This window comes from Rhizomicrobium sp., assembly GCA_037200385.1.
In the GTDB taxonomy this organism is placed as follows: Bacteria; Pseudomonadota; Alphaproteobacteria; order Micropepsales; family Micropepsaceae; genus Rhizomicrobium.
Map to the genome: position 1 here is coordinate 2015014 of JBBCGL010000001.1, position 25784 is coordinate 2040797.

Consider the following 25784-nt stretch of genomic DNA (forward strand, 5'->3'; position numbering starts at 1 on the left):
GCGCGCCAATCTTGTCATCCCCGGCCGAACGCCGCGCAGCGGCGTGAGGGGAAGGGGACCCAGGCGGGAACACCGTGACGGTCGCGGGTACCTGGGTCCCCTTCCCTTCGCACTCGCTGTCGCTCGCGCTCAGCCGGGGATGACAAGCGGGGTGCGATGCGGTCAAGCTGTGCTCAGCGACAACAGGGAGAGAGAACACATGGCCAAGCCGGAAAGCGTGGGGATGTCGTCGGCGCGTCTGAGGACGCTCGATAAGGTGATGAAGGAGCGTTACGTCGATTCGGGTCTTCTGCCCGGCATCCAGACGCAAATCTGGCGGCGCGGCGAGCTGGCGCACAATTCCTTCGCCGGTTCGATGGACCTGGAACGCAACAAGCCGTGGCGCGAAGACGCCATCGTGCGCATCTATTCGATGACCAAGCCGATCACCGCCGTGGCGCTGATGATGCTGGCGGAGGAAGGCGCGATCGGCCTCGACGACGCGGTCGCGACGCACATCCCCTCGTGGAAGAACCTGCGCGTCTATGCCAGCGGCATGCCGAGCCTGGTCGCCGATACGTCGGGCCAGTTCATCACGCTGCCCTGCGAACGTCCGATGAAGGTGCTGGACCTCGTCACCCACACCTCGGGCCTGACCTACGGCTTCATGTCACGCACGTCGATCGACGCGGAATATCGCCGCCAGAAGGTCGGCGACTTCCAGACGCCGGGCGGGCTCGATGCCTTCATCGAGCAACTCGCGAAGATCCCGCTCGACTTCTCGCCGGGCACGCAGTGGAACTATTCGGTATCGATCGACGTGATGGGCTATCTCGTCCAGAAGCTGTCGGGCCAGACCTTCGGCGAATTCCTCCGCACAAGGCTGTTCGAGCCGCTGAAGATGCACGACACATCGTTCAGCATTCCGCCCGGCAAGCTCGACCGCTTCGCGTCCTGCTACATGCCCAAGGCGGGCGGCGGGCTGCGCCTGCAGGACGATGCGGGCAAGTCGACCTATGCCGAGCCGCCGAAGCTGGAATCGGGCGGCGGCGGCCTGGTCTCCACCGCGGCCGACTACATGCGGTTCTGCCGCATGATGCTGGGCGGCGGCACGCTGGACGGGGTGCAGATCCTCTCGCCCAAGACGGTGGCGCTGTTCGGGATGAACTTCCTGCCGGGCGGCAAGCTCTTGAGCGACCTGTCGGCGGCGGTGACCTTCAGCGAGGCGGGCTATAACGGCGTCGGCTTCTCCATCGGCTGCGGCGTGAGCATGGGGCCGGAGCTGACGCGCCTGCCGGGCACGCCGGGCGAGTTCTTCTGGGGCGGCGCGGCCTCGACCGCGTTCTGGATCGATCCGAAGGAAGACCTCGCCGTGGTGTTCATGACCCAGGTGATGGGCACCGATGCGCGCCTGACCCTGCGCCGCGACCTGCGCACCCTGGCCTATTCGGCGATGACGGAGAGCAATCTCTGATCCTTGACCGGGTCGGACCATCTGCTAAGACCGGACGGACGCCGTAAAACGGCGCCCGTTCGATCAAGGTTGCCCCGGAAATGCCCGCCAAAAAGCCGCTGGTCATCGTCACGCGCAAATTGCCCGACGCGATCGAGACGCGCATGCGCGAGCTGTTCGACGCCAAGCTGAATCTCGACGACAAGCCGATGAGCCAGGCCGAACTGATCGAGGCGGTGCAGAAGGCCGACGTGCTGGTGCCCACCGTCACCGACCGGATCGACTCCAAGGTCATCGTGCGGGCCGGCCCCAACCTCAAGCTGATCGCCAATTTCGGCACCGGCGTCGACAACATCGACGTCAAGACCGCGCTCGACAAGGGCATCGCGGTGACCAACACGCCCGGTGTCCTGACCGAGGACACCGCCGACATGACGATGGCGCTGATCCTCGCGGTGCCGCGCCGCCTGGTCGAGGGCGTCAAGGAGCTGGAGGACGAGCACTTCAAGGGCTGGTCGCCGAGCTGGATGCTGGGGCATCGCATCTTCGGCAAGCGGCTGGGCATCGTCGGCATGGGGCGCATCGGCCAGGCGGTGGCGCGGCGCGCCAAGGCGTTCGGCCTGCAGATCCACTACCACAACCGAAAGCCGGTGCATCCCGACATCGAGCACGAGCTCGAGGCGACCTATTGGGAAAGCCTCGACCAGATGCTGGCGCGGATGGACATCGTGAGCGTCAACTGCCCGCACACGCCGGCGACCTATCACCTCCTGAGCGCGCGGCGCCTCAAGCTGATGAAGCCGAGCGCCTATATCGTCAACACCGCGCGCGGCGAGGTGATCGACGAGAACACGCTGGCGCGCATGCTGGAGGCCGGGCAGCTGTCCGGCGCGGGGCTCGACGTGTTCGAGCACGAGCCGGCAGTGAACCCCAAGCTGCTGAAGCTCAAGAACGTCGTGCTGCTGCCGCATATGGGCTCGGCGACGATCGAGGGCCGCATCGACATGGGCGAGAAGGTGATCATCAACATCAAGACCTTCGCGGATGGGCACAAGCCGCCGGATAGGGTGATTCCGGCGATGCTGTAGGGCGACGTTAGCGAGGCAAATATTAGTCTAATAAGCGCGGCACCACCGTAAGGAACCGCCTCTCTACTTGTCCAAAATCATCTGACTTTCTATGCGCCACAGTTGACAATGAGACATTGGCGGTCTCGCCCTTGTTTCTCACGACTCCGCAAACGCATCCAGCATCTTCGCGGCGCGCACCAACTGGGCCTCGTTCAATCGCGACATCCAGTTGGACCGCGCGCATCGCCGCGGCGAGACCGGGGAATATTGGGTGTTGCGGCGTGTGAAGGACGCAATCGGCATAGGCGAAGCGCCGGATCGGGCGGCGCGGTGAACACGCATGTCGTCAAGGACGTGGAAATGGTCACGCGTTTCTTGCCGGTCCAGTGGCACGCACGAACGCCGGACGGCCGTCCGGTGTACATCCGCTTAAGCACGGCATGCTGTCGGTCAATGTCGGACCGGTTGGCGGCTCGATGGACGACGCATCTTCCATGCCCGATTGGTACAGCGAACAGGTCGCGGATGACGATGACGACGTCGGGATCGAGGATGTTTGCCGGCTGACCGGGCTTTCAGTTGTGCCTTGGCGTCGAAACCGTGACGGTGTTTGCCGCCTGGGTCCCCTTCCCTCGCATCGCGCTGCGCGCGCGATGCTCGCCGGGGATGACAAGCAGTGTGCGTGCGGAGGCGCACGCCGCCCTACTTCAACTCCGCCTCGAACAATTCCACCAGCTTTCCAAACGCCCGGTCCGCCTGCGCCTCGTTGTAGGCACCCACGTGTCCCGGCACGCACCAGCCGTGCAGGGCGCCTTCGTAGGTTTCGCTTTCGCTGCGGCCGGGCCAGGCGGCGAGGGCCGCTTCCAGCTTCGCGATCGCCTCGGCCGGCATCGAGCGGTCCTGCACCGCATGGCCGAAATAAAGCCGGGCCCGGATCTGCGGCAGGAGGAGATGCGGGCTGTCGGGTTGATCCGTGTACAGACCACCACCATGGAACGAGGCGGCCGCCGCGATCCTGTCGGGCGCCGCGGCGGCGCTACGCACCGCCATCGCGCCGGTGAAGCAATAGCCCACGACGCCGACTTTGCTGCCGCTCACGAAGGGCTGGGCCAACAGTTCGTCGGCATAGGCGGCGCCGTCGGGGCCCATCTTGGCGTTGGGCAGGGCGGCGCGCAGCGCGCCCATGCGCTGCATCGTCTTCTCCTCGCCGAATTTCGGCACGAAATCGAGCACCGGCAATTCGCTGCCGCGATAGAAGACGTTGGGCAGCAGCACGGCATAGCCCTCGTCCGCCAGGCGCTGCGCCATCTGGTGATAGGCCGGGCGGATACCCATGATGTCGGTGAGATAGACCACGCCCGGCCACGGCCCGGTGCCGTGCGCAGGGGTGAAGAGGAACGCCTCGACGGCGCCGTCGGGCGTGGCGAAATCGTGCTGGGTCTCGGGCATGGGGCGTTCCGGTGTTTCTTTCAATCTCGCAAAGCTGTCATCCCCGGCTGAGCGTTGCGTCAGCAACGCGAAGGGAAGGGGACCCAGGTCTGAAAGACCGATAGATCTTTGCCGCCTGGGTCCCCTTCCCCTCACGCCGCTCCGCGGCGTTCGGCCGGGGATGACAGCTTTGTTTACTTAAAGAGAGTAGCGCGATTTTCCGGGCCGTGAAGCGTGCCGCGACAAGCTCGCACGATGGCTTTTGCGTCGCTTACGGCATCTCGTAGATCACCGCGTTCCAGTAGCGGACGCGATGCGCGCCCGATTTGCGGAAGCCGCGGCGGCGCAGCTCCCGGCCGATCATCAGGTTGAAATAGCCATGCGCCACCAGCGCGGTCGCGCCCTCCGCCGCGGCGCGCTTCATCAGGATGTCGGCCGCTTCGGCGGCGCGGTGCTTGGCCTTGCGGTAGTTCTCGATCTCGGGGTGATAGCCGGCATGCCACAGGATGCGCGCCATCACCGCCCAGGCGGGCACCTTGAGCCGCAGCAGCGGGATGCGCGGGCTGGCCAGCGGCGCCTCGGCGAAGAGCGGGTCGGCGATCAGCTCGGCATTGGGCGCCAGCGCCTTGGCGCTGCCGGTCGAGCGCGGCCGGTCCGAGGTGTAGACGGCGGCCAGTTCCTTCACCAGATCCTGCAGCTCCTCCGGCGGCGCACTCGAGGGGTCGAGGCCGGCGGCCTCGTACTCGTCGATATAGTCGCGGAAGCCGTGATGCGAGGTGCGCGGGTTGGTCGAGATCGCCGGGCGGCCATGGCGGATCAGCACGATGCGCATCGGCGCCTCGGCATGCGCATGACGGCGCAGGCGGCGGACGGGCGTCGGGTCGGCGGCGACGGTGCTGATGGCGGCTCCTTGGCGAGCGCGGGGCCCGGGCTGTATACGATCCGCCCATAATCAAGCATCGCAACATGACGGGGAAGAGGCAGATGGAACACGGCGATCTCGCGGGCAAGGTAGCAATTGTCACAGGCTCGGCCTCCGGTATCGGGGCGGCGGTGGCGGAAGGGCTGGCGCGGCGCGGCGCCCATGTCGTGATCAACTATGCCCGCAGCGCCGCCGAGGCGGAGCAGACCGCCGCCGGCCTCGCCAGGTTCGGAACGGAAACGCGCATCGTGCAGGGCGACGTGGCCTCGGACGAGGCTTGTATCAAGCTGGCGCAGGCCGCGCTGGAGGCGTGGGGCCGGATCGACATCCTGGTCAACAATGCGGGCACCACGAAATTCGTCGACCATGCCGATCTCGACGGCCTCACTGCCGAAGACTTCACCCAGCTCTATGCCGTGAATGTGGTGGGGCCGTTCCAGATGATCCGCGCCTGCCTGGCGCCGCTGCGCGCCAGCGGCATCGGCTCGGTCGTCAACGTCTCGTCGATCGCTGGCGTCGCGGGGATCGGCTCCTCGGTCGCCTATGCGGCGTCGAAGGGCGCGCTCAACACCATGACCTATTCGCTGGCGCGCGCGCTGGCGCCGCAGGTGCGGGTGAACGCGGTGTGCCCGGGCTTCGTAGACACCAACTGGTTCGCCAAGCAGTTCGGCAAGGAGCGGGCCGAACGCATCGCGGAAGCCGAGGGCAAGCGCAACCCGCTGCAGAAGGTGGCGGACGGGGCGGAGATCGCCAAGACGATCCTGTTCTTCGCCGGCCCCGAGTCGGGGAACATCACCGGCGAGACCCTGCTGACCGATGGCGGCATCCATCTGGGATTTGCGGGCGCGCGCCGTTAAGGCAACTTAATTTTCGCCCAATCAGGCGGCGGTTTGCACAACCTTCATGCAACTATGTGTTGCGCCGCAACAACGCTGATGGCGAATTGGTCCTATTCCGCACGAAACGTGCGTACAACGAGGTATTTCGTATTGAATTTATACGCGCCGGTCACAAAAGTCGGTCCCGGCGCGGCGTGTGCTGTTGCGTGCGCGAAATGCCGCTAACAAGAGGGCTGACTATGAAGAATCTCGGAATGAAACTGATGCTTGGCGCGGCGAGCCTCGCCGGCGTGATGGCGTCGACCGGCGCGGCCTATGCCGACGACGATTGGGGCACGGTCTCCGCCTATGTGGACGTCACGAGCGATTACCGCTTCCGCGGCATCAGCCAGAACGCCGGTGGATTTGCGCCGCAGGCCTCGATCAACTGGAGCGGCCCGGACGGCTTCTATGTCGGCACCTGGATCTCGAAGACCAACTGGATCGGCGCGCCGATCATCGGCGGCACCCCGTCCTATGAGCTCGACCTCTATGGCGGCAAGCATTTCGACCTCGGCGGCACCGACCTGAACGTCGAGGCCTATTACTACGCCTATCCCGATGCCAATTCGGCGTTCCTCGGACCGAAGAAGGCCAGCTATTTCGAAGGCATCTTCCAGCTGTCGCACAGCTTCGGCAACCTGGCGCTCACCGCAACCGGCGCGGTTTCGCCCGAGTTCAGCCTGGGCGGCGGCACCGGCGGCTATATCGAGGGCACGGCGTCCTATCCGCTGCTCGACTGGCTCTCGATCAGCGGCAATGTCGGCCATCAGTGGGTCGACGCGGCGCCGACCGACTACACCCATTTCGACCTCGGCCTGACGGCGACCTACCGCCACTGGTCGCTGGACGTCCGCGCCAACGGCACGGATCTGAGCGGCTCGGCCTGCCGCAACTTCTACATGCCGTCGGCCAATTTCAACTCCGGCATCTGCACCACCGGCGTTGTGGCGACGCTCACCTACAACATCCCGGACGTCCTCAATCCGTGATCGCGTAGACCTGGAATAGGGGAAGCCCGCGCGCCGAAAGGCCCGCGGGCTTTTTCTTTTCGGGCGAGCCGGCTATTGGCCCGGTTTCTTCGCGAAGACGGCGCGCAGCTTGTTGTCCTGCATGAGCGATGAGAAGCCGGTGATCGTGTCCAGGCCGAGGCCGCGCGGAAAGCCGGTCTCCGAATCGGGCTCGATCGCCGCGTAAGCGGTGCTGGTGATCTTCTCCCACTTGCCGGCGGGCTTCTTGATCTCGAGCTGCACCACCGTGCCCTTCAGCACCAGGCGGACGATGGCTTCCGACGGCTTCGAGGGCTTGGTCAGGCTCAGGAAGCCGCCGATCTCGGTCCAGCCATTGGCGAGCGCCCAGGCGCGCAATTCTTCCTTGGTCACGCCGCACCCACCGCCTTCAGCGCCCGCTTCAGCGCGTTCATGTCGAAGGGCTTGGTCAGGGCGATCACGCCCTCCGGCATGCCGCCCGCGCCGCTTTCGGTCGAATAGCCGCTGGCGATGATCACCTTGAGCTCCGGCCGCAGCCGCAGCGCCTCCTCGACCAGCTGGCGGCCGTTCATGCCGGGCAGGCCGAGATCGGTCAAAAGGACGTCGATCGCCGGATCGTTCTGCAGCAGCGCCAGCGCCTCCGCCCCATCGCCGGCCTCGACCGTGTCGAAGCCGATCTCCTGTGTCATGTCGACCGTCGTCATGCGGATCAGCGCGACATCTTCCACCACCAGCACCTTGCGGCGCCCGGCGGGCAAGGCGCCCGCGTCGACCTGCACGATCGGCGGCGGCGCGATCGGCGGCGGCGTGCCGTCGAGCAGGCTGCGCAGCTTCCGCGCCAGGTCGTCCTTGCGATAGGGCTTGCTCAAAAGGAACGCATCGTCGTCGAGCCGGCCATTGTGGACGATCGCGTTCTGCGTGTAGCCCGAGGTGTAGAGCACTTTCAGCCCCGGCCGCAGTTCCTGGGCGCGTCGGGCGAAGTCGCGGGTGTTCATCGACCCGGGCATCACCACGTCGGTGAACAGAAGATCGATCCGCGCGCCGCTGGAGATCACCGCGAGCCCCTGCTCGGCGCTCTCCGCCTTCAGCACGCTGTAGCCGAGGTCGCCGAGGATATCGACCACCGCGGCGCGCACCCCGGCGTCGTCCTCCACCACCAGGATCGTCTCGTTGCCGCCCTCGGCGGCGAGCGTCGCGACCGGATCGAGGCCTTCCTGCGGCTTGCGGGTGCGCGGCAGATAGATCTTCACCGTCGTGCCCTGTCCGGGCTCGCTATAGACCTTCACATGGCCGCCGGACTGCTTCACGAAGCCGTAGACCTGGCTGAGGCCGAGCCCCGTGCCCTTGCCTTCCGGCTTGGTGGTGAAGAAGGGATCGAAGACGCGCGCCACGACTTCCGGCGGCATGCCGGTGCCGGTATCGCTGACGCCCAGCATCACATACTGGCCAGCCGTCACCTCCGCGTGCTGCGCCGCATAGGTGTCGTCGAGATAGGCATTGGCGAGCTCGATGGTGAGCTTGCCGCCCTCCGGCATCGCGTCGCGCGCGTTGATCGCGAGGTTGAGGACCGCGTTCTCCACCTGGCTGGGATCGACCAGCGTGTTCCACAGCCCGCCCGAGACGATCGACTCCACCTCGATGCGCTCGCCCAGCGTCCGGCGGAGCAGGTCGGTCATGTCGTGCAGCAGCCGTCCCAGATTGGTCGAGCGCGGATCGAGCGCCTGGCGCCGCGCGAAGGCCAGGAGCTGGCCGGTGAGGCGCGAGCCGCGCTCCACGGCGGAGATCGCGTTCTGCAGCCGCTCGGCGGTCTTCGGATTGGCGCGCGCGTCGGCGACGGCGAGGTCCAGATTGGCGCTGATGATCTGCAGCAGGTTGTTGAAGTCGTGCGCCACGCCGCCGGTCAGGTGGCCGACCGCCTCCATCTTCTGCGCCTGGCGCAGCGTCGCCTCGGCGCGGACGCGGGCGCTGACATCGGCGGCGGCGACCAGGAAGCCGGTGCCCGGCACGCTGGCGCGGTAGACGTCCAGATCCCGTTCGGCCCGGGCGAAGCGCTCATAGCGGCTCTCGCCGGCCGGCGTGATCGCGACCTCGCCGAAGCCGCGGCGCGACCGCCCGGCGTCGAAGTTCTTGAAGGCGTCGAGCGTCGCGCCGATCGCGGCGAGGCGTTCGGGAAAATCCATCAAGCGGAAGAAGACGTTGTTGAAGGCCGCGACGCGGTCCTTCTCGTCGAACACCAGGATGCCGTCGCGGATATTGTCGAGCGTCGCCTGGAGGATGGCGGCCTGGCGGCGGCGGATCGCTTCGCTGACCGCGAGGCGCGCATTGTTGCGCACCAGCAGGCCGGCGGCGCCCAGCAGGACGATCAGGGCGAGGATGACCGCCAGCACCGCGCTGGTGATCTCCGAGCGCTCGACGGCGCGGCGGCTCGCGACGCGCTGGACCAGGAGACGCCGCTCCTCGTCCATGCCCGCGCCGACCACCAGGCGCAGCGTGTCCATCACGGCCTTGCCCTGTTCGAGCAAGGACATCAGGGGCTCCGGCACCGGCGTCGCCAGCGCGCCGGCGGCGATGCCCTTGTCGAGAATCTTGAGGCGGCCTTCCATCAGGCCGCGGAGCGCCACGGCGCGTTTCTGCTGCACGGGATTGTCTCGCGTCAGCGTGGTGAAGGTGCCCAGGTCGCGGTCGATACGCGCCTCGGCCGCGCGATAGGGCGTCAGGAAGCTCTGCTTGTGCGTCAGCAGATAGCCGCGCTGGCCGGTCTCGGCGTCGGATGCGTCCGACAACAAGGCGTGCAGGGAGTCCATCACCTGATAGGTGTGGACGACCCAGGCCTGCTCGTCCCGCTCATCTCGGGCGAATGCGATGGCAAGATAAACCGCGCCGGCCAGCACCAGAAATAAAGGTACCGCTGCCAACAACAACCAACGATTGGCGGCCACTATTCCCCCGACCCCTGACAACCCGTCAGCAGAACGCGAGTTGGCCTGATCGGTTCCACTCATGGACATTCCAGCACGCAGATTTTGGGACGCCTTCACCGTACAGCCAGCGTCCCACACGGCAACGGCTGGAACGATAGTGATACCATCCGGAACGCGCACCGCAAACCGCGCGGAAAGTCCCCGCGTTATCGGCCGGCTTGTCGGCGCGCAAACTGCTCCAGCCCGCCCACGCTCCTTCGAAGCTATGGCGCGGCGACCATCCGCGGCTTTGCCGCGAATGGTCGGAGAGAGAGGATTCGAACCTCCGGCCCCTAGCTCCCGAAGCTAGTGCTCTACCAGGCTGAGCTACTCTCCGATTTCTGACGGGAGGCGGTCTTATATAGAGGCGTCCCCGGCCCCGCAACCGCCCGCCTCGGCCCAAACGGCCTCATATTGAACCGGTGTCCCACCCCGCCATTGCCCCGCTTGTCCGGACAACCCATCTTTTTCCGCCCAAGAGTGAAATGGGTCGCCCGTATGACGTGGGCCGTGACGGATTAGGGGAGCAATTCAACCGGAAACGATTCTAGGCTCCGGACGCGATGCGTAACCACAACCACTTTGTCATGCCCCCACGGAACCACATGCTTCGCGGGTCAACCCCGACATATATGGGGGATTGTCAGGTGTTGATAGCGCTATCATAGTCTTGAGGGGTCGCCGGCAAGCGCGACGGGGAGGAAGCCATGCATTCCACGGTTCATCAGACCGAAAACCTGCTGTTCAACATCCTGCTGCAGCTGATCGTGATGATCGCCGCGGCGCGCATCGGCAACCAGATCCTGCGCCGCTTCGGCCAGCCGGGCGTGATCGGCGAGATCGTGGCCGGCCTGCTGCTGGGACCCTCGCTGTTCGGTCATTTCTATCCGGCGGCCTCGCTGGCTCTGTTCGGCGCCAAGGCCTCGGCGCCGATCACGATCCTCAGCCAGATCGGACTGGTGCTCCTGATGTTCCAGATCGGCACCGATTTCGAGTTCGGCCACCTCACGCGGCGCAAGAACCGCAACGGCACGATCGGCATCGCGGCCGCCTCCGTCAGCATCCCCTTCGCGCTGGGCTTCTGCATCGGCCAGCTCTCGGGACCTTATCTGGCGCCCGCCATCGATCCGTTGACCTACAGCCTGTTCTTCGGCGTCGGCCTCGCCATCACCGCGGTCCCGATCCTGGGACGCATCTTGCGCGAGTTCGACCTGACCCGCACCGAGATCGGCGTCGTCGCCATCTCGGCCGCCGCGGTGAACGACGTCACGGGCTGGGTGCTGCTCGCCGGCATCTCGGCCTATGCATCGGCGAAATTCTCGGCCGGCGCGATCGGACTGCAGGTCGGCGGGATCGTCCTGCTGCTCGGCGTCGCGCTGTTCCTGCTCCGCCCGCTGGTCCGGCGCCTGCTGGCGTGGATGCCGGTGCGCGACGGGCAATTGCCGCCCAACCTGATGACGATCGTCGTCTGCCTGGTCTTCGCGATGGGCATCTGCACCTATTATCTCGGCATCTTCACGATCTTCGGCGGCTTCCTCGCCGGCCTGCTGTTCCACCAGGACAAGGCGTTCGTCGAGGCCTGGCGGGCGCAGATCGGCAAGTTCGTGCTGGTGTTCTTCCTGCCGATCTTCTTCACCTATACGGGCCTGCGCACCAATGTGCTCGGCCTTTCGAGCGCCAGCGACGCCGCGTGGCTGGCCGCGATCCTTTCCGCCGCGATCCTCGGCAAGGTCGTTCCGGTCTATGTTGCGAGCCGGATCTCCGGCTTCACGCCGCGCGAGTCGACCATCCTCGGCTCGCTGATGAACACCCGCGCCCTGATGGAGCTGATCGTGCTCAATATCGGCTTCGATCTCGGCTTCATCCCGCAGAAGGTGTTCACCATGCTGGTGATCATGGCGGTGGTCACGACGGTGATGACGGGGCCGCTGCTGCGCGTCCTGCTGCCGCGGGCGGGCTACGCCATCCCGGCCGGCGTCGAAGCCTGAGGCGCGGGAACCGCGCGTTGAAACGCCGGGCGACTTTGCCTATGGTCCCGCGCCTTCGGGAGCATTGGGGCGTCGCCAAGCGGTAAGGCACCGGATTTTGATTCCGGCATTCGAAGGTTCGATCCCTTCCGCCCCAGCCAGCCTACCCTGCTTCGCAGCCGGCTTACGCCATCACTTCCGCACCACGCGCCACACCGTGTTGCCGACGTCGTCTGCGACCAGCAACGCGCCGTCCTTGGCGATCACCACGCCGACCGGGCGGCCTTGGGCGCCGCCCTTGGCGTCGAGGAAGCCGGTCAGGACCTCCTGCGGCGGGCCACTCGGCTTGGCGCCCGCGAAGGGCACGAAGATCACGCGATAGCCGGCGCGCGGATTGCGATTCCACGAACCATGCTGGCCGATGAAGATGCCGTGCGCGTAAGTCTCGCCGAGCTTCGCCTTGTCGGAGAAGGTCAGGCCCAGCGACGCAGTGTGCGCGCCCAACGCGTAGTCGGGCGCGATCGCGCGCGCGACCGCCTCGGGATGCTGCGGCTGCATGCGGCTGTCGACATGCTGGCCGTAATAGGAATAGGGCCAGCCGTAGAACGCGCCGTCCTTCACGGAGGTCATGTAGTCGGGCACCAGGTCGCTGCCGATCTCGTCGCGCTCGTTCACCGTCACCCACAGCGTGTCCGTGCCCGGCAGGAAGTCCATGCCGTTGGGATTGCGGATGCCCGAGGCGAAGATGCGGTGCGCGCCGGTCTTGGGATCGACCTGCCAGATCGCGGCGCGGCCCGCCTCGGCGGCGATGCCGTTCTCGCCGACATTCGAATTGGATCCGACCGTGACGTAGAGCCTGGAGCCGTCGGGGCTCGCGATCACGTTCTTGGTCCAGTGATGGTTGATCGTCCCGGCGGGCAGGTCGACGAGCTTGGTGCCCTTGTCCGCGATCTGCGTCTCGCCGTCGCGATAGGGAAAGCGCAGCACCGCATCGGTGTCGGCGACATAGAGGTCGTGGCCCACCAGCGTCATGCCGAACGGCGAATTGAGACCGCTGATGAAGGTGAAGCGCTTGTCGGCGACGCCGTCGCCATCCGTGTCGCGCAGCAGGATGATGCGGTTGGGACTATCGGTCGCCGCGCCCGCACCACCCATGATGACGCCGGCCACAAAGCCGCGCACGCCCTTCATGTCGTCGGGCTTGGGCGGCGAATTGGTCTCCGCCAGCAGCACGTCGCCATTGGGCAGCACATAGAGCCAGCGCGGATGGCTGAGCTTGTCGGCGAAGGCCGCGACCGCCAAGCCCGCAGCCGCAACCGGCTTGACGCCGGCCGGCCAGCCGACGCCATTCGCCTGGTTGATGGTCGGGATCAGCGTCGGATGCGGCGCGGGAAGCGTGGGCCTGGGACCGTAGCCGGCCTCGGCCGGAAGGGTCGCCGTGTCGCCGCGGGTGAACCAGACCACAGCGCCGGCCGCGACGGCGACGATCAGGACGATCGCGATCCATTTCAAGGCGCGCATGGGAAATCTCCGGATTTTGGGGGCGGGCGCCCTGCCAGGAACGCCAGCTTACAGCATCGGTTCCGGGTTGCCGAACGGCGGGAGCCTGCTCAGGCCAGCGCGCGGGCGCGGGCGGCGGCGGCTTCCACCGCCTCGACGACCGCGCCGAACAGCGGCGCCGGCAGATCGTGGCCCATGCCGGGGACTTCGCGCAGCTCGGCGCCCGGGATTACCGCCGCGGTGTCGCGGCCGCCCTCGACCGGCACCAGCGGATCGTCGGTCCCGTGCAGCACGACGGTGGGCGCCGCGATGGTCTTCAGCGCCTCGCGCCGGTCGCCGCTCGCCAGGATCGCCGCCATCTGCCGGCTGAATCCCACCGGATAGGTCGAGCGGTTGAGATCGGCGATCACCTGGCGCTTGAGCGCGGCGGGGTCCGGCGGATAGCCAGGCGAGCCGGTGACGATCTGCGCCTTCACCGCATGCTCGACCATCGCCTTGAAGTCTTCGGGATCGGGCCGCGTCATCAGCACCGCCATCGCTTCGGGCTTGGCCGGCGGGACCGCGGGATTGCCGGTCGTCGACATGATCGAGGTGAGCGACAGCGTCTTGCCCGGATGCCGCGCCGCCACCATCTGCGCGATCATCCCGCCCATCGAGGCGCCGACGATATGGGCGCGGGCGATCCTGAGCGCGTCGAGCAGCCCCGCCGCGTCGTCCGCCATGTCGTCGAGCGTGTAGGCGACCTGCGGCGTCCGGCCGGCGGCGCGCGCCGCCAGCACCGCGGCGGGATCGCCCGGGCCGGCGGCATCGAACTTATGGCTGAGGCCGACATCGCGATTGTCGAAGGTCACCACCCGATAGCCCTTGGCGACGAATTGCTGGATCAGCGGCAGCGGCCAGCGCGTCATCTGCGCCCCCAGCCCCATGATCAGCAGCACCGTTTCGGCGCTCTCGGGACCATAAGAGACATATTCGAGCTGGATGCCGTTGGCGGCGATCTGCGGCATGGCGGAGGCCTCCCCTTTTATGTTCGCTGCGGCAATTCGAGCCGGGCGCGCGCCACCCGTCAAGCGGCGCGGCGGGCTATAGAGCGGGCGCAGCTTTTCGAGGCCCGCCATGCGCGAATTGTTCGTGATCTTCTCGACCGTCTTCCTCGCCGAGCTCGGCGACAAGACCCAGCTCGCAACCCTTTTGTTCGCGAGCGACAGCAAGGCCGAGGTGTCGCCCTTCGCGGTGTTCTGCGCCGCGGCGGGCGCCCTCGTGCTCTCGACCGCGATCGCGGTGGTGCTGGGCACGCTGGCCGAGCGCTACCTGACATTCATCCCGTTGAAGCTGATCGCCGGCCTGGGCTTCATCGCCATCGGCGCCTGGACCGTGGCGAGTCATTTCCGGGGGGCGTGAATTCTCGCCGCGACCCGTCAAAGCACCGCTGTCATCCCCGGCGAGCATTGCGCGCGCAGCGCGCGATGCGAGGGAAGGGGACCCAGGTCGCAACGCGAGCGCAGCCGGTCGAATACCGCATTCGACCGGCCAGACTCTCATAACCCGACCGCCTGGGTCCCCTTCCCTCGGCGTGCTGACGCACGCCTCCCTCGCCGGGATGACAGCGCGCCTGTTATGGGAAGCCGTCGCTACTTGTAAATCATGCTGATCGTTTCGGCGACGCAGGCGGGGCGCTCCTGGCCCTCGATCTCGATCGTCACTTCGTTGATCAGCTGCATGCCGCCGCCGCGCGCCTCGGCGCTCAGCAGCTTCTGGCGCGCGCGCACCTTGGAGCCGACCGGCACCATGCTGGTGAAGCGCACCTTGTTCGAGCCGTAATTGATGCCGCGCGTCACGCCGTCGATCTGCAGCATGCCGCCCGTCAGCCAGGGGATCAGCGATAGCGTCAGATAGCCGTGCGCGATGGTCTTGCCGCCCGGCATCAAGGCCTTGGCGCGCTCGACGTCGACATGGATCCATTGATGGTCGCCCGTCGCCTCGGCGAACTGGTTGATGCGCTCCTGGGTGATCTCGACCCAGTCGGATACGCCGATCTCCAGGCCTGCCAGCGCGGCCACGGTTTCGAAGGTTGCGGTCTGCATGAAAGAAGCTCCTGCCTGGTTCGTTAGGTTTCGATTTGGACCTTCCCAGCCGTCATCGCCCGCTTCATGCGGGCGATCCAATTTTCGCCGGTGCAGAATTGGATTGCCCGGACAAGCCGGGCAATGACGGTTGAGAAGACGGGTTTCCTGGTGTCACACGGCCCTCAACAGGATTCGTTGGCGATGGCTCGCACACGCGCCTCGAGGCTGTGCAGCGGGCCATCCTGGATGCCGAGCGCGGCGAGGTGCGCAACCGTGCGGTAGAGATAGTCGCGGTTGGTCCCCAGCGGGCCTTCCGCCTGCGCGATGCGGCGCGCCGCCTCGGCGCCGTCGATCGCGCCTTCATAGCGCGGATGATAGCGGTTGATCACGAAGGTCAGCACGCGGCTGCGGCCCTGGCCCGCGATATCGGCATTGACCCAGCGCGGCTCATAGACGCCCGAGAGCATCTCGCGCATCCACAGGATGGAAAGCTCGCTGTCGACCGCCTCCGCCGCGATGCGGTGCGCCACGCCGCTGACCGAGCCGCCGCGGTCGATGCCGAGCATCAGGCCCGGCTTGTCCGGCTTGCCGCGTCCGACCTGCAGCGTCAGGCCGAACATGCGGTGATAGCCGCGGACATGCGCCTTGGCGCTCTGCACCACCGCGATGGCCGGATTCCACATCAGCGAGCCATAGCCGAACACCCAGGCGTCCGTGCCGGCCGGGATGGCGTCCCGCACCGTCTTGAGCGAGGCGCGCCGCGCCTCCTCCGACATCAGCGGCAGGCGGCCGCCGGCGATCGCGGCGTCGGCGATGCGGCGCACGCGCTCCGGCGTGAAGTCGTCGCGGCGCAGCTCCCGGCCGAGCGGCTGGAACGGATCGTCGAATTTCGCGGTTTCGTCAGACAATGCGCGACTCGCGTTTTCCCCAGTACCGGTCCCGGATCAGCCTCTTGTAGAGCTTGCCGGTTGGATGGCGCGGCAGCTCCGGGTCGAAATCGACGGACCGGGGGCATTTGATCGGCGAAAGGCTCGCGCGGCAATAGGCAATGAGTTCCTCGGCCAGGGCCGGGCCGGCATCGGCCCAGTCCAGCGGCTGGACCACGGCCTTCACCTCTTCGCCGAAATCCTCGTTCGGCACGCCGATGACGGCGACGTCGGCGACCTTGGGATGGTTGATCAGGAGGTTCTCGGCCTCCTGCGGATAGATGTTCACCCCGCCCGAGATGATCATGAAGGCCTTGCGGTCGGTCAGATAGAGATAGCCGTCGGCATCGAGCTTGCCGACATCGCCCAGCGTCGACCATTCGGGATGCACCGGATGGCGCGACTCGGCGGTCTTCTTGGGATCGTTGTGATAGGTGAACTGCGCCGCGGAGGCGAAATAGATCGTGCCCTCCTCGCCGACCGGCACCTCGTTGCCCTCGTCGTCGCAGATGTGCACGGGCGAGAGCAGCGATTTGCCGACGGTGCCCGGATGCTCCAGCCAGTCGGCGGAGTTGACGTAGCACATGCCGTTGCCCTCGGTGCCGGCGTAGTACTCGTGCAGCACCGGCCCCCACCAGTCGATCATCTTGCGCTTGACCTCGATCGGGATCGGCGCCGCGGCATGGATCGCCGACTTCATCGAGGAGACGTCGTATTTGCGGCGCTGTTCCTCCGGCATCTTCAGCATACGGACGAACATGGTCGGCACCCATTGGCTGGCGGATGCCTTGTACGTCTCGATCGCGGCCAGGGCCGCTTCCGCATCGAAATGCTCCATCACAACGACGGTGGCGCCGAGGCGCTGCACCGTCATCGAATAGTGCAAGGGCGCGGCGTGATAGAGCGGCGCGGGCGAGAGGTAGATGGAATCCTCGTTGATGCCGTAGAGCATGGTGACGAGGCCGAGCAGCGGCGCCGGCGCGTCGATCGGCAGGCCGCTGAGCGGCTGGCGCACGCCCTTGGGCCGCCCCGTGGTGCCGGACGAATAGAGCATCGCGGCGCCCGAAGTCTCGTCGGCGATGCGCGCCGCCGGCATCTTCGCCGTTTCGTCCTCATAGGAGGCGTAGCCGGGGATCGTGCCGCCGACCATCAGCAGTTTCACGCCGGGGAGGAGCGGCGCGACCTCGGCCGCGACCTTGGCCAGGGTATGGCCCGCGATCAGCACCTTGGCGCCCGCGTCCTTGACGATGTACTCGACCTCGCCGGCCGTCAGCCGCGAGGAGACCGCGGTGAAGTAGAGCCCGGCGCGCTGCGCCGCCCAGCAGATCTCGTGATAGCGGGCGTTGTTCTCCATGAAGATGGTGATGCCGTCGCCCGGCTTGAGGCCGAGGGCGCGGAAGAGTTGTGCCGCGCGGTTCGAGCGCTCATCGAGCTGGCCGAAGGTCACGGTCTCGCCGGTGGCCGCCATGATGACGGCGGGCTTGTCGGGTGTCTTCTGGGCGGCAATCGTCGGATGCATGGGCGTTTCCCGGTCGTTTCTGGATATCGTTGGCAAAATTTGTACGGCGCGTGGGGCCTGCGCGTAAAGCCGCTGACGCATCCGTCAGGTTGACAGCGGCACGGACGACCGCCACATCCGAAGCATGGCTGAACCGACGCGCAAGAATCTGACGCTTCCCGATGGCGAGGTTTCCTATCTCGAATGGGCGGCGCAGGCGCCGCTGCTCCACTTCACGCACGCCAATGGCTTCAACGCGCAGACCTATCGCGCCTTGTTGACGCCGCTGCAGGGCCCGTTTCGCGTCACCGCCGCCGATATGCGGGGTCATGGCTTGACGGCATTGCCGGCCGTGCCGGGCATGCAGGAAAAATGGGCAATCTACGGCGCCGACCTCTCCCGCGTGATCGACACGCTGGCGCCGGACCGGCCGGTGATCCTCGCCGGCCATTCGATGGGCGCCATCGCCTCGCTGATGGTCGCGGCGGCGCATCCGGAGCGGGTACGCGGGCTGGTGCTGATCGAACCGGTGCTGATGCCGCGCTTTGCCCGGCAGATGATGCAGGTGATGAAGCTCCTGGGCCGCGCGCCACCCAATGGCGACCTCGCGGCCATGGCGGCGAAGCGGCGCGCGATCTTCCCCTCCTTCGAGATGGCGCTGTCGGCCTATCGCGGCCGCGGCGCCTTCAAGACCTGGCCGGAAGACGTGATCGCGGATTATCTCGAAGGCGGGCTGATCCCAACCGGGAACGGGACGGAGATGCGGCTGGCCTGCGACCCCGCCTGGGAGTCGGCGAATTTCCAGACGGCGCCGCCCGGCATCGCGCGGCTGGCGGGACGGGTGCGCTGTCCGCTGACGCTGATCCATGCGGGCCGCGGCACGGCGAAGGCACGCGAGGTCGCGGTCGTGGCGCGGCGCAAGCCGGATGCGCGCATCGTGCACGTGCCCGGCACGACGCATTTCCTGCCGATGGAGCGGCCCGACGTGGTGCAGGACGAGATCGCGCGGATGGGACGGGCGACGGCGTAGCACTGGTCACCTCCCCCTTGCGGGGAGGTCGGAAACGCGAAGCATTTCGGGGTGGGGGTGGGTCCATCTGGATAGAGCGCTCTCCAACCCGACGTGCTCCCCACAAGGGGGCGGTGCCTTACGTGAAATGCGCATCCAGCCGCGCGAGGATTTCCGCCGGTTGAAAGCCCAGCGCTTCGAGGCGGCCGCTGCGCGCCAGCAGGGCGAGACCGGCGACCGCCGCCGCCACCAGAACGACATCGCATTGCGCCTCGCGGCTGGCGGCCGACTTGCCGCTCGCCTCCGACAGCGCCCTGAGCGCCGCGATCATCCGGCCGTTGAAGAGGCGTTGGGCGTCGCTGGCATGGCCCTGGCTCGACATGCCGGCCAGCGCCGCGGCCAGCGATTCGGTGCCGCTGAGCGCCGTCAGCGCGGCGCCGGAGGCGGCGGCGAGCCGGCCCTGCCCGCCCGGCGCGGCCGCGGCCTCGCGCATGGCGCGGGCGAGCTGCGCAAGGTCTTCCGCCGCCAGCGCCAGCAGCAGATCGTCCTTGCCCGCGAAATAGCCGTAGAGCGCCGCCGGCGCGAAGCCGGCCTCGGCGGCGACGCCGCGCAGCGAGAGGTCGCGGGCGCCGTCGCGCGCGGCGACGCGGCGCGCCGCGTCCAGGATCGCACCGCGCGTCGCGGCATGCGCCTGGGCCCGCCGCTTCGTCCGGTGCTCGGCTATGGCCGCCTTCGTCATGGCGCGACGATACGTGATTCGCGGCGCCGAAACGAAAAGGGCCGCGACAAGCGCGACCCTTCCCTCAACTGCGGCGCGGCCGGATCACTTGTCGGGATGCGCCTTGTTGTAGACCGTGGCGGCGGTGTTGTACTCCGCGCCCACCCGCTCCTTGAGCGCCTGGTTGGCCTTGATCTTGGCGTCGACGGCGGCGGGGATCGCCGGATCGATATCCTTCTTGTCCTTCTTGGCCGCGTCCTTGGCGTTGTCGAGCTCGCGCAGCAGGCAGACCTGGTAGTCGTCCGACTGCTTGAGGAAGGTCTTCACGTCCTGCACGGCCGCATGCAACTGGGCCGCGGTCGCGGTGCTGCCGTCGACGGCGGCCGGCGCGATCGGCTCCGAGCACATGCTGCTCTGCGCCATGGCCGGTGCGGCCAGAACGGTGGCCAGCGCGGCGGCCAAAGCAAAAGTCTTCCACATCATAGAGTTCCTACTCCCCTTGGGTTTGCGACCCCTCGCAAAGCTGCGGGGATACAAGCACATCACCGGGGGGCGGATAAAGGCCGCGCGTTCACCCTGCCAGGGCGGCGGGCGCCAACATCATGTCAGCGCGCGCTGCGCGGCATGCCGCCGCGATAATGCGCGACAAAGGCGTCGGCGAAGCGGATCAGCAGGGCCGCGACCAGAAGCAGCAACGAGAAGCCGGGCCAGCTGTCGGGACGGTGCGGCCCGACGATGTGCTCGATGCCGGTGAGGGTGAAGGCCAACCAGAAATAGGCGGTGGCGATGCGCTGCATGGCGCGCCAGGCGGGCTCGCCGAGGAAGCGCAGCGTCGCGGGATGACCGCTGAACAGCAGGACCGCCAGGATCAGACCGGTGAAGGCGCAATAGGCGATGGTCGGCGCACTGACGATCGCGCCGCCGAACTGCATCGGCGCAAGCTCGCAGGCCAGCGCGACGGCGGAAGCGGTGACGAAGCCGAGGGTGAGGCCGCCGCGCTCGCGGGCCGCGGCCTGCATCGGCTTGAGCGGGATCAGGCGGCCGAGCGGCTCGACCACCATCGCGGCGACGAAGAGGAGCAGCGCGAAGCGGCCGACCTGCGTGCCGGCTTCCGCCCAGCCATTGCCGGTTCCGGCCTGGAGACTGAGCGAGGCGACGGCGACCAGCGCCGACAGCAGCAGCGCGAACAGGACGATCGATCCCGTATGGCCGCTGGGGGTCTGCGTCGGGGGCGCAATCTCGTGCGAGCTGTCGATGGCTACCATGTCTGCGAGTTCCGCCTGCCGTTCACCGACAACAACGCGGGATACAAGATTTGGTGCCTAGGACATCTTGGCCAGCGCGACGGCGAGGCCTTCGACGGGTGCGTTTGCCTCCGAGCGTGGCGCACAAGCCACGATACCCGATACGTCCAGTCCCGAATCTGCCGCAAGCTTGCGCAGATAGGCTTCGGAATGGCGCCAGCGGCGCTTGGGGCCGAGCGCGAAGTCGTCGCTGCCGCTCTCGACGGTGAACAGAAAGAAGCCGCCGGGTCGCAGGCGGCGCGCGACACCAGCGAAGGTCGCGGCGAGATCGCCCAGATAGACCAGCGTGTCGGCCGCGATGACAAGATCGTAATCCGTCCCGCCCTGGGTCAGCGCGGTCTCGATGTCGGCGACTGCGAGATCGCGATAGAGGCCGCGGGCGCGCGCCTTGGCGATCATCGCGGGGCTGAGATCGATGCCGTCGATCGCCGAAGCCCTGTCGACGAAGGCCTGCGCCGCGAAGCCGGTGCCGCAGCCCAGATCCAAGACCGTCAGGCCGCGCGCCCCGGGCATCACCAGATCCGCCAGTTCCCGCAGGATCTCCGGCGCCCGATAACGGAGCTGGCCGCGCATGCGCTGGTCGTAATCGGCGGAGAACTGGTCGAAGAGATGGCGGACATAGCCGGCATCGGACCGCGGCTGCGTCCGCATCGCCTGCGCCCGCGCCACAAGCTCCGCGACATCGTCGAGCGATTCGAACTGCGCCAGCGCCTTGTCCGCCTCGCCGGCCTCCAGCCAGGCGAGGCCGAGCTTGCGCCGCGCCTCGTCCGAATCGGGATCGAGCCGCAGGGCGCGCTGGAACTCCGCGATGGCGACCGGCAGCAGCCCCGCCGCGAGCAGGGCGTCGCCGAGCGCGATCACCGCCTGCGCCACTTGCGGGTTGAGCGCGACGGCATCGCGCGCCGCCTCCAGCGCCGACGCGACGTCGCCGGCCGCGAGCAGCGCCCGCACCAGCGTCAGCCGCGCCAGGAGCCCGCCGCGATTGGCGTCCAGCAGTGCCTGCAGCAGCGCCGCGGCGTCGGGCGCGCGACCGCCCTCGATCAGCGCGACCGCGTCCCCGATGGGGTCGTCCGATACCATGACGGATCAGCCGGCGAGCGTGCACTTGCCGTTGTTGAGCACGACCACGTCACGCTCCTTGAGCCGCGAGCGGTAGGACACGACGTTCCCGTCCACCCACATCTCGGTGACGATGGTCTCGCCCGGGAAGACCGGCGAGGAGAACCGCACGTCGAAGCTGGTGATCTTCTTGGGATCGTATTTCGCGATGGTCGAGATCACCGCGCGGCACGCCGTGCCGTAGGAGCACAGCCCGTGCAGGATCGGGCGCGGGAAGCCGGCCATCTTCGCGATCCTGGGATCGCGGTGCAGCGGATTGCGATCGCCCGACAGCGCGTAGAGGAACGCCTGGTCCGGCCGCGTGTCGCATTCGTGCACGACGTCCGGCGCGCGGGTGGGGAGTTGGTGCGGCTCGGGCGCGCCTTCCTTGGGGCCGCCGAAGCCGCCATCGCCGCGCGCGAAGATGGTGGAGACCAGGGTGGCGAGCTTGTCGCCCGTCGCCTTCTCCTTGATGACGCGCTCGTTGACGATGATCGCGCCCTTGTCCTTGCCCTTGTCGAACACCCCGAGCACGCGTTCGTCGGACAGCACCTCGGCGAAGGGCGGCAGCGGCTTGTGGATCTGCACCCGCTGCTCGCCATGCACCACCATCAGGTAGTTGATGCCGGCCAGGGCGCGGCTGCCGCCGTCCGCAGCGCCGGGGCGCGGCCGGCCGCGCGGGATCACGGTGGCGAAGGTCGGCACGACCTGCAGGTCGTTCTCATAGCTGAAGGGCAGCTCCGCCTCGTTCATCGGATCGCGCTGGAAGCCGACGCCGAGCGCGTAGAGCATCACCTCGCGGTCGCCATAGCTGGCTTCGAGATTTTCGGATTTGGCTTGCATCATCTGGTCGTAATCGATCGGCATGGCCGTTTCCTTCCCGCATGTGTTCTGGCGGAGAGAGTAGTTCGCATAACACGCCGCTGTCATCCCCGGCTGAGCGTCACGAAGTGACGCGAAGGGAAGGGGACCCAGGCGGCAGAAACCGTCACGGTGTTTCCTACCTGGGTCCCCGTACGCTGTCGCTACGGGGTCCCTCGCGCTCGCTCGCACTCGCCGGGGATGACAAGGGAGTTTATGGCGCCCATGCGTGCGATGATGCTAGCGTCTCTGCAAAACCATGCCCTGCCGCAGAGGAAACCTGCCATGACCTATCGCTGCTTCGACGTCGAGATTGCGAACGGCATCGCGCATATCCAGCTCAAGCGCGCTGCCGAGCTCAACACCATGGTGCCGGAGTTCTGGACCGAGCTGCCCGCCATCGTGAAGGACATCGACGACCACGCGAAGGCCCGGGTGATCGTGATCTCCTCCACCGGCAAGCATTTCTCGGGCGGCATGGATCTGGCGGTGTTCACCGGCGGCGGCTCGGCCGGCACCGCGGCGGCGCGGGCGCCGCATGAGAAAGGCCGGGTGCGCGCGAGCCTGCGGCTCTCGGTGCTCGACATCCAGGAATCCTTCAACATCCTCGAGAAGGCGCGGGTGCCGGTGCTGATCGCGATCCAGGGCGGCTGCGTCGGCGGCGCGGTCGACATGGCGAGCGCCTGCGACTGCCGCTACGCGACCGAGGATGCGTTCTTCGTCATCCAGGAGATCAATATCGGGATGACCGCCGATGTCGGCACCTTCCCGCGGCTGTGCAAGCTGATGCCCGAGGGCATGGTGCGCGAGCTCGCCTATGCCGGCCGCCGCCTGCCGGCGCAGAAGGCGCTGCAGCTCGGCCTCGTCAACGCGGTGTTCGCGACGCAGGCGGCGATGCTCGAGCATGTCATGGGGATCGCCAAGGACATCGCGGAGAAATCCCCGCTCGCGGTCTACGGCTCGAAGGTGATGATCAACTACGCGCGCGACCACACGATCGCGGACGGCCTCGACTACATCGCGACATGGCAGGCGGGCATGTACCACCCCGAGGCCGACATGATGGAAGCGTTCAAGGCGAAGAACGAGAAGCGCCCCGGCGCGTTCGACGAGCTGCTGCCGATCCGGCGACGGGCGTTGAGCGGGGAGTAGCACACCTGTCATCCCCGGCCGAGCAACGCGAAGCGTTGCGAGGGGAAGGGGACCCAGGTCGGAAATACCGTCACGGTGGCAAGCACCTGGGTCCCCTTCCCCTCGCCGCGCTGTCGCGCGGCTCAGCCGGGGATGACAGTGGTGCTTCGCGGGCGAGGATAATTCACTCCGCGGCGCTGACGTGGTGCTCGATCGAGACGGCGGGACCCTCGCTCCACACCTCGGTCAGCGGCACGCCGTGCTGCTCGATCATCCGCAGCGCGTGCTCATAGCCTTCCGCGATGCAGCGGTCGAAGGCGCGCCAGTCGCGCAGGCCCACGCCCTGCAGCGGCGGCTCGAACATGTAGTTTGCCTGCTCGCGCGCCAGGCGGCGCTGCACCTCGGAGCCCACCGTGCCCGAGCGCATCAGGATCGAGACGATCGACGGCGTGCCCGCCATCTGCTGCGCCAGGAGCTGCCACCAGGGCCGCTCGCCATATTTGCTGTCCTCCACCCGCAGGTCGAGCTCGCCGGTCACGTCCGAGGCGATGATCGGGCCGCTCGAGCGCTCGGCCATCACGTCGACCGGCAGGTTGTTCATCACCCCGCCGTCGACCAGCAGATGGCCGTTATGGGTGACCGGCGGCAGGATGCCGGGCAGCGCGACGCTGGCGCGCAGCGCCCGCCACAGCGTGCCGGCGCGGTGGACATGGACACGGCCGGTGGTGAGATCCGACGAGACGCAGAAGAACGGCTTGGCCAGTTCCTCGATGCGCAGGTCGCCGTAATTGTGCTTGAGCAGGTCGGTGACCTTCTTGCCGCGCACGATGGAGATGAAGGGCAGCGTATAGTCGTTCAGCGGATTGCCGTTGACGAACGCCGCGCGCATCCGCTCGGTCAATTCCTCGATGCCCCATTCGCAGGCCAGGCCGGCCGCGATCAGCGCGCCCATCGAGGTGCCGCCGATATTGTCGAACGGGACATCGGCCTCGATCAGCGCCTTGACGACGCCGATATGGGCGAAGCCGCGCGCCCCGCCGCCCGCCAGCACGATGCCGACGGCGCGGCCGGCGATGAAGCGTGCCAGGCGCTTGATGTCGTCCGGCTTGCCGGCGCGGACGTGATGATGCGATTCGAACAACCCGCTGCGCACCGCGAAATGCTCGGGCAGGTTCTGGTTCTTCTCGGTGGGATGCAGCAGCAGGAGCTGCGGCAGGCCGCTGGCGCGCTCCTTGAACGCGGGCAGTTCGAGCGCCTGGTCGGGCAGCGGCTGGTCGACCCGCGCCAGCAGGAAGATGCGGTCGGCCTGGCGCAGGCATTGATGGGTCCAGGCGCTGTCGGGCGCGTCGCCGCGATAGAACACGATGTCGTGCGCCGCCTCGAAGGTGTTGAACCAGTCGCCGCTCTGCTCGGCGCAGGAGGAATCCAGCACCGCCGCCTTGGAGCCCATGTTGACCAGCGCGCTCGCCAGGCGGTGCGCGATGGGCGACTGGTCGAGGCCGGGCTGCAGCGGCACGATCGCGAAGGTCTTGGGCCGCGCCGTGTCGGTGGAATTCTTGGTCGTCTCCTGCAGCCGCTTCACCAGGATGCGCATCATGTTGAGCATGACGCGGGGATGGCGGCCGATCAGCGCGTCGAAGGCGGCGGGCGGGACGCGCAGCAGCTCGGTGTCGCGCATCGCGACGAGCTGGGCGGAATGCTCGGTCGAGCCGGAGATCAGCGACATCTCGCCGACGGTCTCGCCGGCCGGGACATGCGCCACGAAGCGGCGCTTGCCGTGCTCGTCCTCGGCGAAGACGCCGAGGCTGCCGGAGATCACCAGGAACACGGCCTGGGAATTCTCCCCATCGCGGCGCAGCAGCATGCCGCCGGGCAGGCCGAACCAGTTGGCCTCCGACAGCAATTTCTTCAGCCCCGCGTCGCTCACATCCTCCAGCAGCGGGAAGCTGCGCAGCCGCTGGCGCAGATGCTCGGGATAGGCCGTGTCGGACCCGGATTTGAAGGACGAGAGAAACGCCATATTCATC

At 67.3% G+C, this 25784-nt stretch carries 23 protein-coding genes and 2 tRNA genes; 9 read left to right on the forward strand and 16 right to left on the reverse strand.

Translation table 11 applies throughout. The annotated features are described in order from the left end of the window. Nucleotides 1-199 precede the first annotated feature (199 nt). Nucleotides 200-1453 carry a serine hydrolase domain-containing protein gene (locus WDM91_09545; protein ID MEI9994826.1) on the forward strand — a complete coding sequence of 418 codons (1254 nt, stop codon included), beginning with the start codon at nt 200-202 and terminating at the stop codon, nt 1451-1453. Between the two features lie 80 nt (nt 1454-1533). After that, nucleotides 1534-2520, forward strand: coding sequence for a D-glycerate dehydrogenase (locus tag WDM91_09550; GenBank protein ID MEI9994827.1), 987 nt, complete (start codon nt 1534-1536; stop codon nt 2518-2520). A gap of 684 nt (nt 2521-3204) precedes the next feature. On the opposite strand, the gene WDM91_09555 is transcribed toward WDM91_09550, so the two are convergent. Beyond that, complete coding sequence (locus WDM91_09555) at nt 3205-3951, reverse strand: dienelactone hydrolase family protein (GenBank protein ID MEI9994828.1); 747 nt, start codon at nt 3949-3951, stop codon at nt 3205-3207. 250 nt (nt 3952-4201) lie between these two features. After that, nucleotides 4202-4762 carry a histidine phosphatase family protein gene (locus tag WDM91_09560; GenBank protein ID MEI9994829.1) on the reverse strand — a complete coding sequence of 187 codons (561 nt, stop codon included), beginning with the start codon at nt 4760-4762 and terminating at the stop codon, nt 4202-4204. 134 nt (nt 4763-4896) lie between these two features. Between WDM91_09560 and WDM91_09565 the strand changes: the two genes are divergently transcribed. Further along, a complete protein-coding gene (locus WDM91_09565; protein ID MEI9994830.1) occupies nt 4897-5709 on the forward strand; it encodes an SDR family NAD(P)-dependent oxidoreductase in 813 nt (270 codons plus the stop codon). Nucleotides 5710-5930: 221 nt separating this feature from the next. After that, nucleotides 5931-6722: a TorF family putative porin gene (locus WDM91_09570; protein ID MEI9994831.1), complete on the forward strand. Its 792-nt coding sequence runs from the start codon at nt 5931-5933 to the stop codon at nt 6720-6722. 72 nt (nt 6723-6794) lie between these two features. Here WDM91_09570 and WDM91_09575 read toward each other — a convergent pair whose 3' ends face one another. The 3 genes from WDM91_09575 to WDM91_09585 form a co-directional block, all read right to left on the reverse strand. Further along, the gene (locus WDM91_09575) at nt 6795-7112 is read right to left on the reverse strand and encodes a hypothetical protein (protein MEI9994832.1); all 318 of its coding nucleotides are present in this window, start codon (nt 7110-7112) and stop codon (nt 6795-6797) included. After that, nucleotides 7109-9658, reverse strand: coding sequence for a CHASE3 domain-containing protein (locus WDM91_09580; GenBank protein MEI9994833.1), 2550 nt, complete (start codon nt 9656-9658; stop codon nt 7109-7111). Before WDM91_09580 ends, WDM91_09575 begins: the two co-directional genes overlap by 4 nt. Before the next feature lie 281 nt (nt 9659-9939). Then, nucleotides 9940-10016: transfer RNA gene (locus WDM91_09585), tRNA-Pro, on the reverse strand. Nucleotides 10017-10386: 370 nt separating this feature from the next. Between WDM91_09585 and WDM91_09590 the strand changes: the two genes are divergently transcribed. Together WDM91_09590 and WDM91_09595 are read left to right on the forward strand one after the other, a co-directional pair. Further along, nucleotides 10387-11667: a cation:proton antiporter gene (locus WDM91_09590; protein ID MEI9994834.1), complete on the forward strand. Its 1281-nt coding sequence runs from the start codon at nt 10387-10389 to the stop codon at nt 11665-11667. 65 nt (nt 11668-11732) lie between these two features. Continuing rightward, a tRNA-Gln gene (locus WDM91_09595) sits at nt 11733-11807 on the forward strand. Between the two features lie 31 nt (nt 11808-11838). Here the strand turns inward: WDM91_09595 and WDM91_09600 are convergent. Together WDM91_09600 and WDM91_09605 are read right to left on the reverse strand one after the other, a co-directional pair. Next, complete coding sequence (locus tag WDM91_09600) at nt 11839-13167, reverse strand: sorbosone dehydrogenase family protein (protein ID MEI9994835.1); 1329 nt, start codon at nt 13165-13167, stop codon at nt 11839-11841. An 89-nt stretch (nt 13168-13256) separates the two neighbouring features. Next, nucleotides 13257-14153 carry an alpha/beta hydrolase gene (locus tag WDM91_09605; protein MEI9994836.1) on the reverse strand — a complete coding sequence of 299 codons (897 nt, stop codon included), beginning with the start codon at nt 14151-14153 and terminating at the stop codon, nt 13257-13259. Between the two features lie 109 nt (nt 14154-14262). Between WDM91_09605 and WDM91_09610 the strand changes: the two genes are divergently transcribed. Further along, entirely contained in the window at nt 14263-14547 is a 285-nt protein-coding gene (locus WDM91_09610) for a TMEM165/GDT1 family protein (GenBank protein MEI9994837.1), read from the forward strand. Nucleotides 14548-14777: 230 nt separating this feature from the next. On the opposite strand, the gene WDM91_09615 is transcribed toward WDM91_09610, so the two are convergent. The 3 genes from WDM91_09615 to WDM91_09625 form a co-directional block, all read right to left on the reverse strand. Next, nucleotides 14778-15230 (reverse strand): MaoC family dehydratase, encoded by a 453-nt coding sequence (locus tag WDM91_09615; GenBank protein MEI9994838.1) that lies wholly within the window; start codon nt 15228-15230, stop codon nt 14778-14780. A 164-nt stretch (nt 15231-15394) separates the two neighbouring features. Beyond that, nucleotides 15395-16120 (reverse strand): gamma-glutamylcyclotransferase, encoded by a 726-nt coding sequence (locus tag WDM91_09620; protein MEI9994839.1) that lies wholly within the window; start codon nt 16118-16120, stop codon nt 15395-15397. Further along, on the reverse strand, nt 16113-17657 hold the full coding sequence (locus WDM91_09625; protein ID MEI9994840.1) for an AMP-binding protein: 1545 nt from the start codon (nt 17655-17657) through the stop codon (nt 16113-16115). The genes WDM91_09620 and WDM91_09625 overlap by 8 nt, the downstream gene beginning before the upstream one ends. A gap of 124 nt (nt 17658-17781) precedes the next feature. On the opposite strand from WDM91_09625, the gene WDM91_09630 reads away from it, so the two are divergent. Further along, a complete protein-coding gene (locus WDM91_09630) occupies nt 17782-18666 on the forward strand; it encodes an alpha/beta hydrolase (GenBank protein MEI9994841.1) in 885 nt (294 codons plus the stop codon). A 118-nt stretch (nt 18667-18784) separates the two neighbouring features. Here the strand turns inward: WDM91_09630 and WDM91_09635 are convergent, their stop codons facing one another. From WDM91_09635 to WDM91_09655, 5 genes are all read right to left on the reverse strand, one after another. Continuing rightward, nucleotides 18785-19384 carry a TetR family transcriptional regulator gene (locus WDM91_09635; protein MEI9994842.1) on the reverse strand — a complete coding sequence of 200 codons (600 nt, stop codon included), beginning with the start codon at nt 19382-19384 and terminating at the stop codon, nt 18785-18787. 84 nt (nt 19385-19468) lie between these two features. Beyond that, nucleotides 19469-19843: a hypothetical protein gene (locus tag WDM91_09640; protein MEI9994843.1), complete on the reverse strand. Its 375-nt coding sequence runs from the start codon at nt 19841-19843 to the stop codon at nt 19469-19471. A 125-nt stretch (nt 19844-19968) separates the two neighbouring features. Continuing rightward, nucleotides 19969-20628 carry a hypothetical protein gene (locus tag WDM91_09645; GenBank protein ID MEI9994844.1) on the reverse strand — a complete coding sequence of 220 codons (660 nt, stop codon included), beginning with the start codon at nt 20626-20628 and terminating at the stop codon, nt 19969-19971. Between the two features lie 57 nt (nt 20629-20685). Next, nucleotides 20686-21747 carry a tetratricopeptide repeat protein gene (locus WDM91_09650; protein ID MEI9994845.1) on the reverse strand — a complete coding sequence of 354 codons (1062 nt, stop codon included), beginning with the start codon at nt 21745-21747 and terminating at the stop codon, nt 20686-20688. A gap of 6 nt (nt 21748-21753) precedes the next feature. Beyond that, nucleotides 21754-22632, reverse strand: coding sequence for a MaoC/PaaZ C-terminal domain-containing protein (locus WDM91_09655; GenBank protein ID MEI9994846.1), 879 nt, complete (start codon nt 22630-22632; stop codon nt 21754-21756). A 279-nt stretch (nt 22633-22911) separates the two neighbouring features. On the opposite strand from WDM91_09655, the gene WDM91_09660 reads away from it, so the two are divergent. Then, the gene (locus WDM91_09660) at nt 22912-23778 is read left to right on the forward strand and encodes an enoyl-CoA hydratase-related protein (protein MEI9994847.1); all 867 of its coding nucleotides are present in this window, start codon (nt 22912-22914) and stop codon (nt 23776-23778) included. Between the two features lie 163 nt (nt 23779-23941). Here WDM91_09660 and WDM91_09665 read toward each other — a convergent pair whose 3' ends face one another. Next, nucleotides 23942-25777 carry a patatin-like phospholipase family protein gene (locus tag WDM91_09665; protein ID MEI9994848.1) on the reverse strand — a complete coding sequence of 612 codons (1836 nt, stop codon included), beginning with the start codon at nt 25775-25777 and terminating at the stop codon, nt 23942-23944. Between the last annotated feature and the right edge of the window lie 7 nt (nt 25778-25784).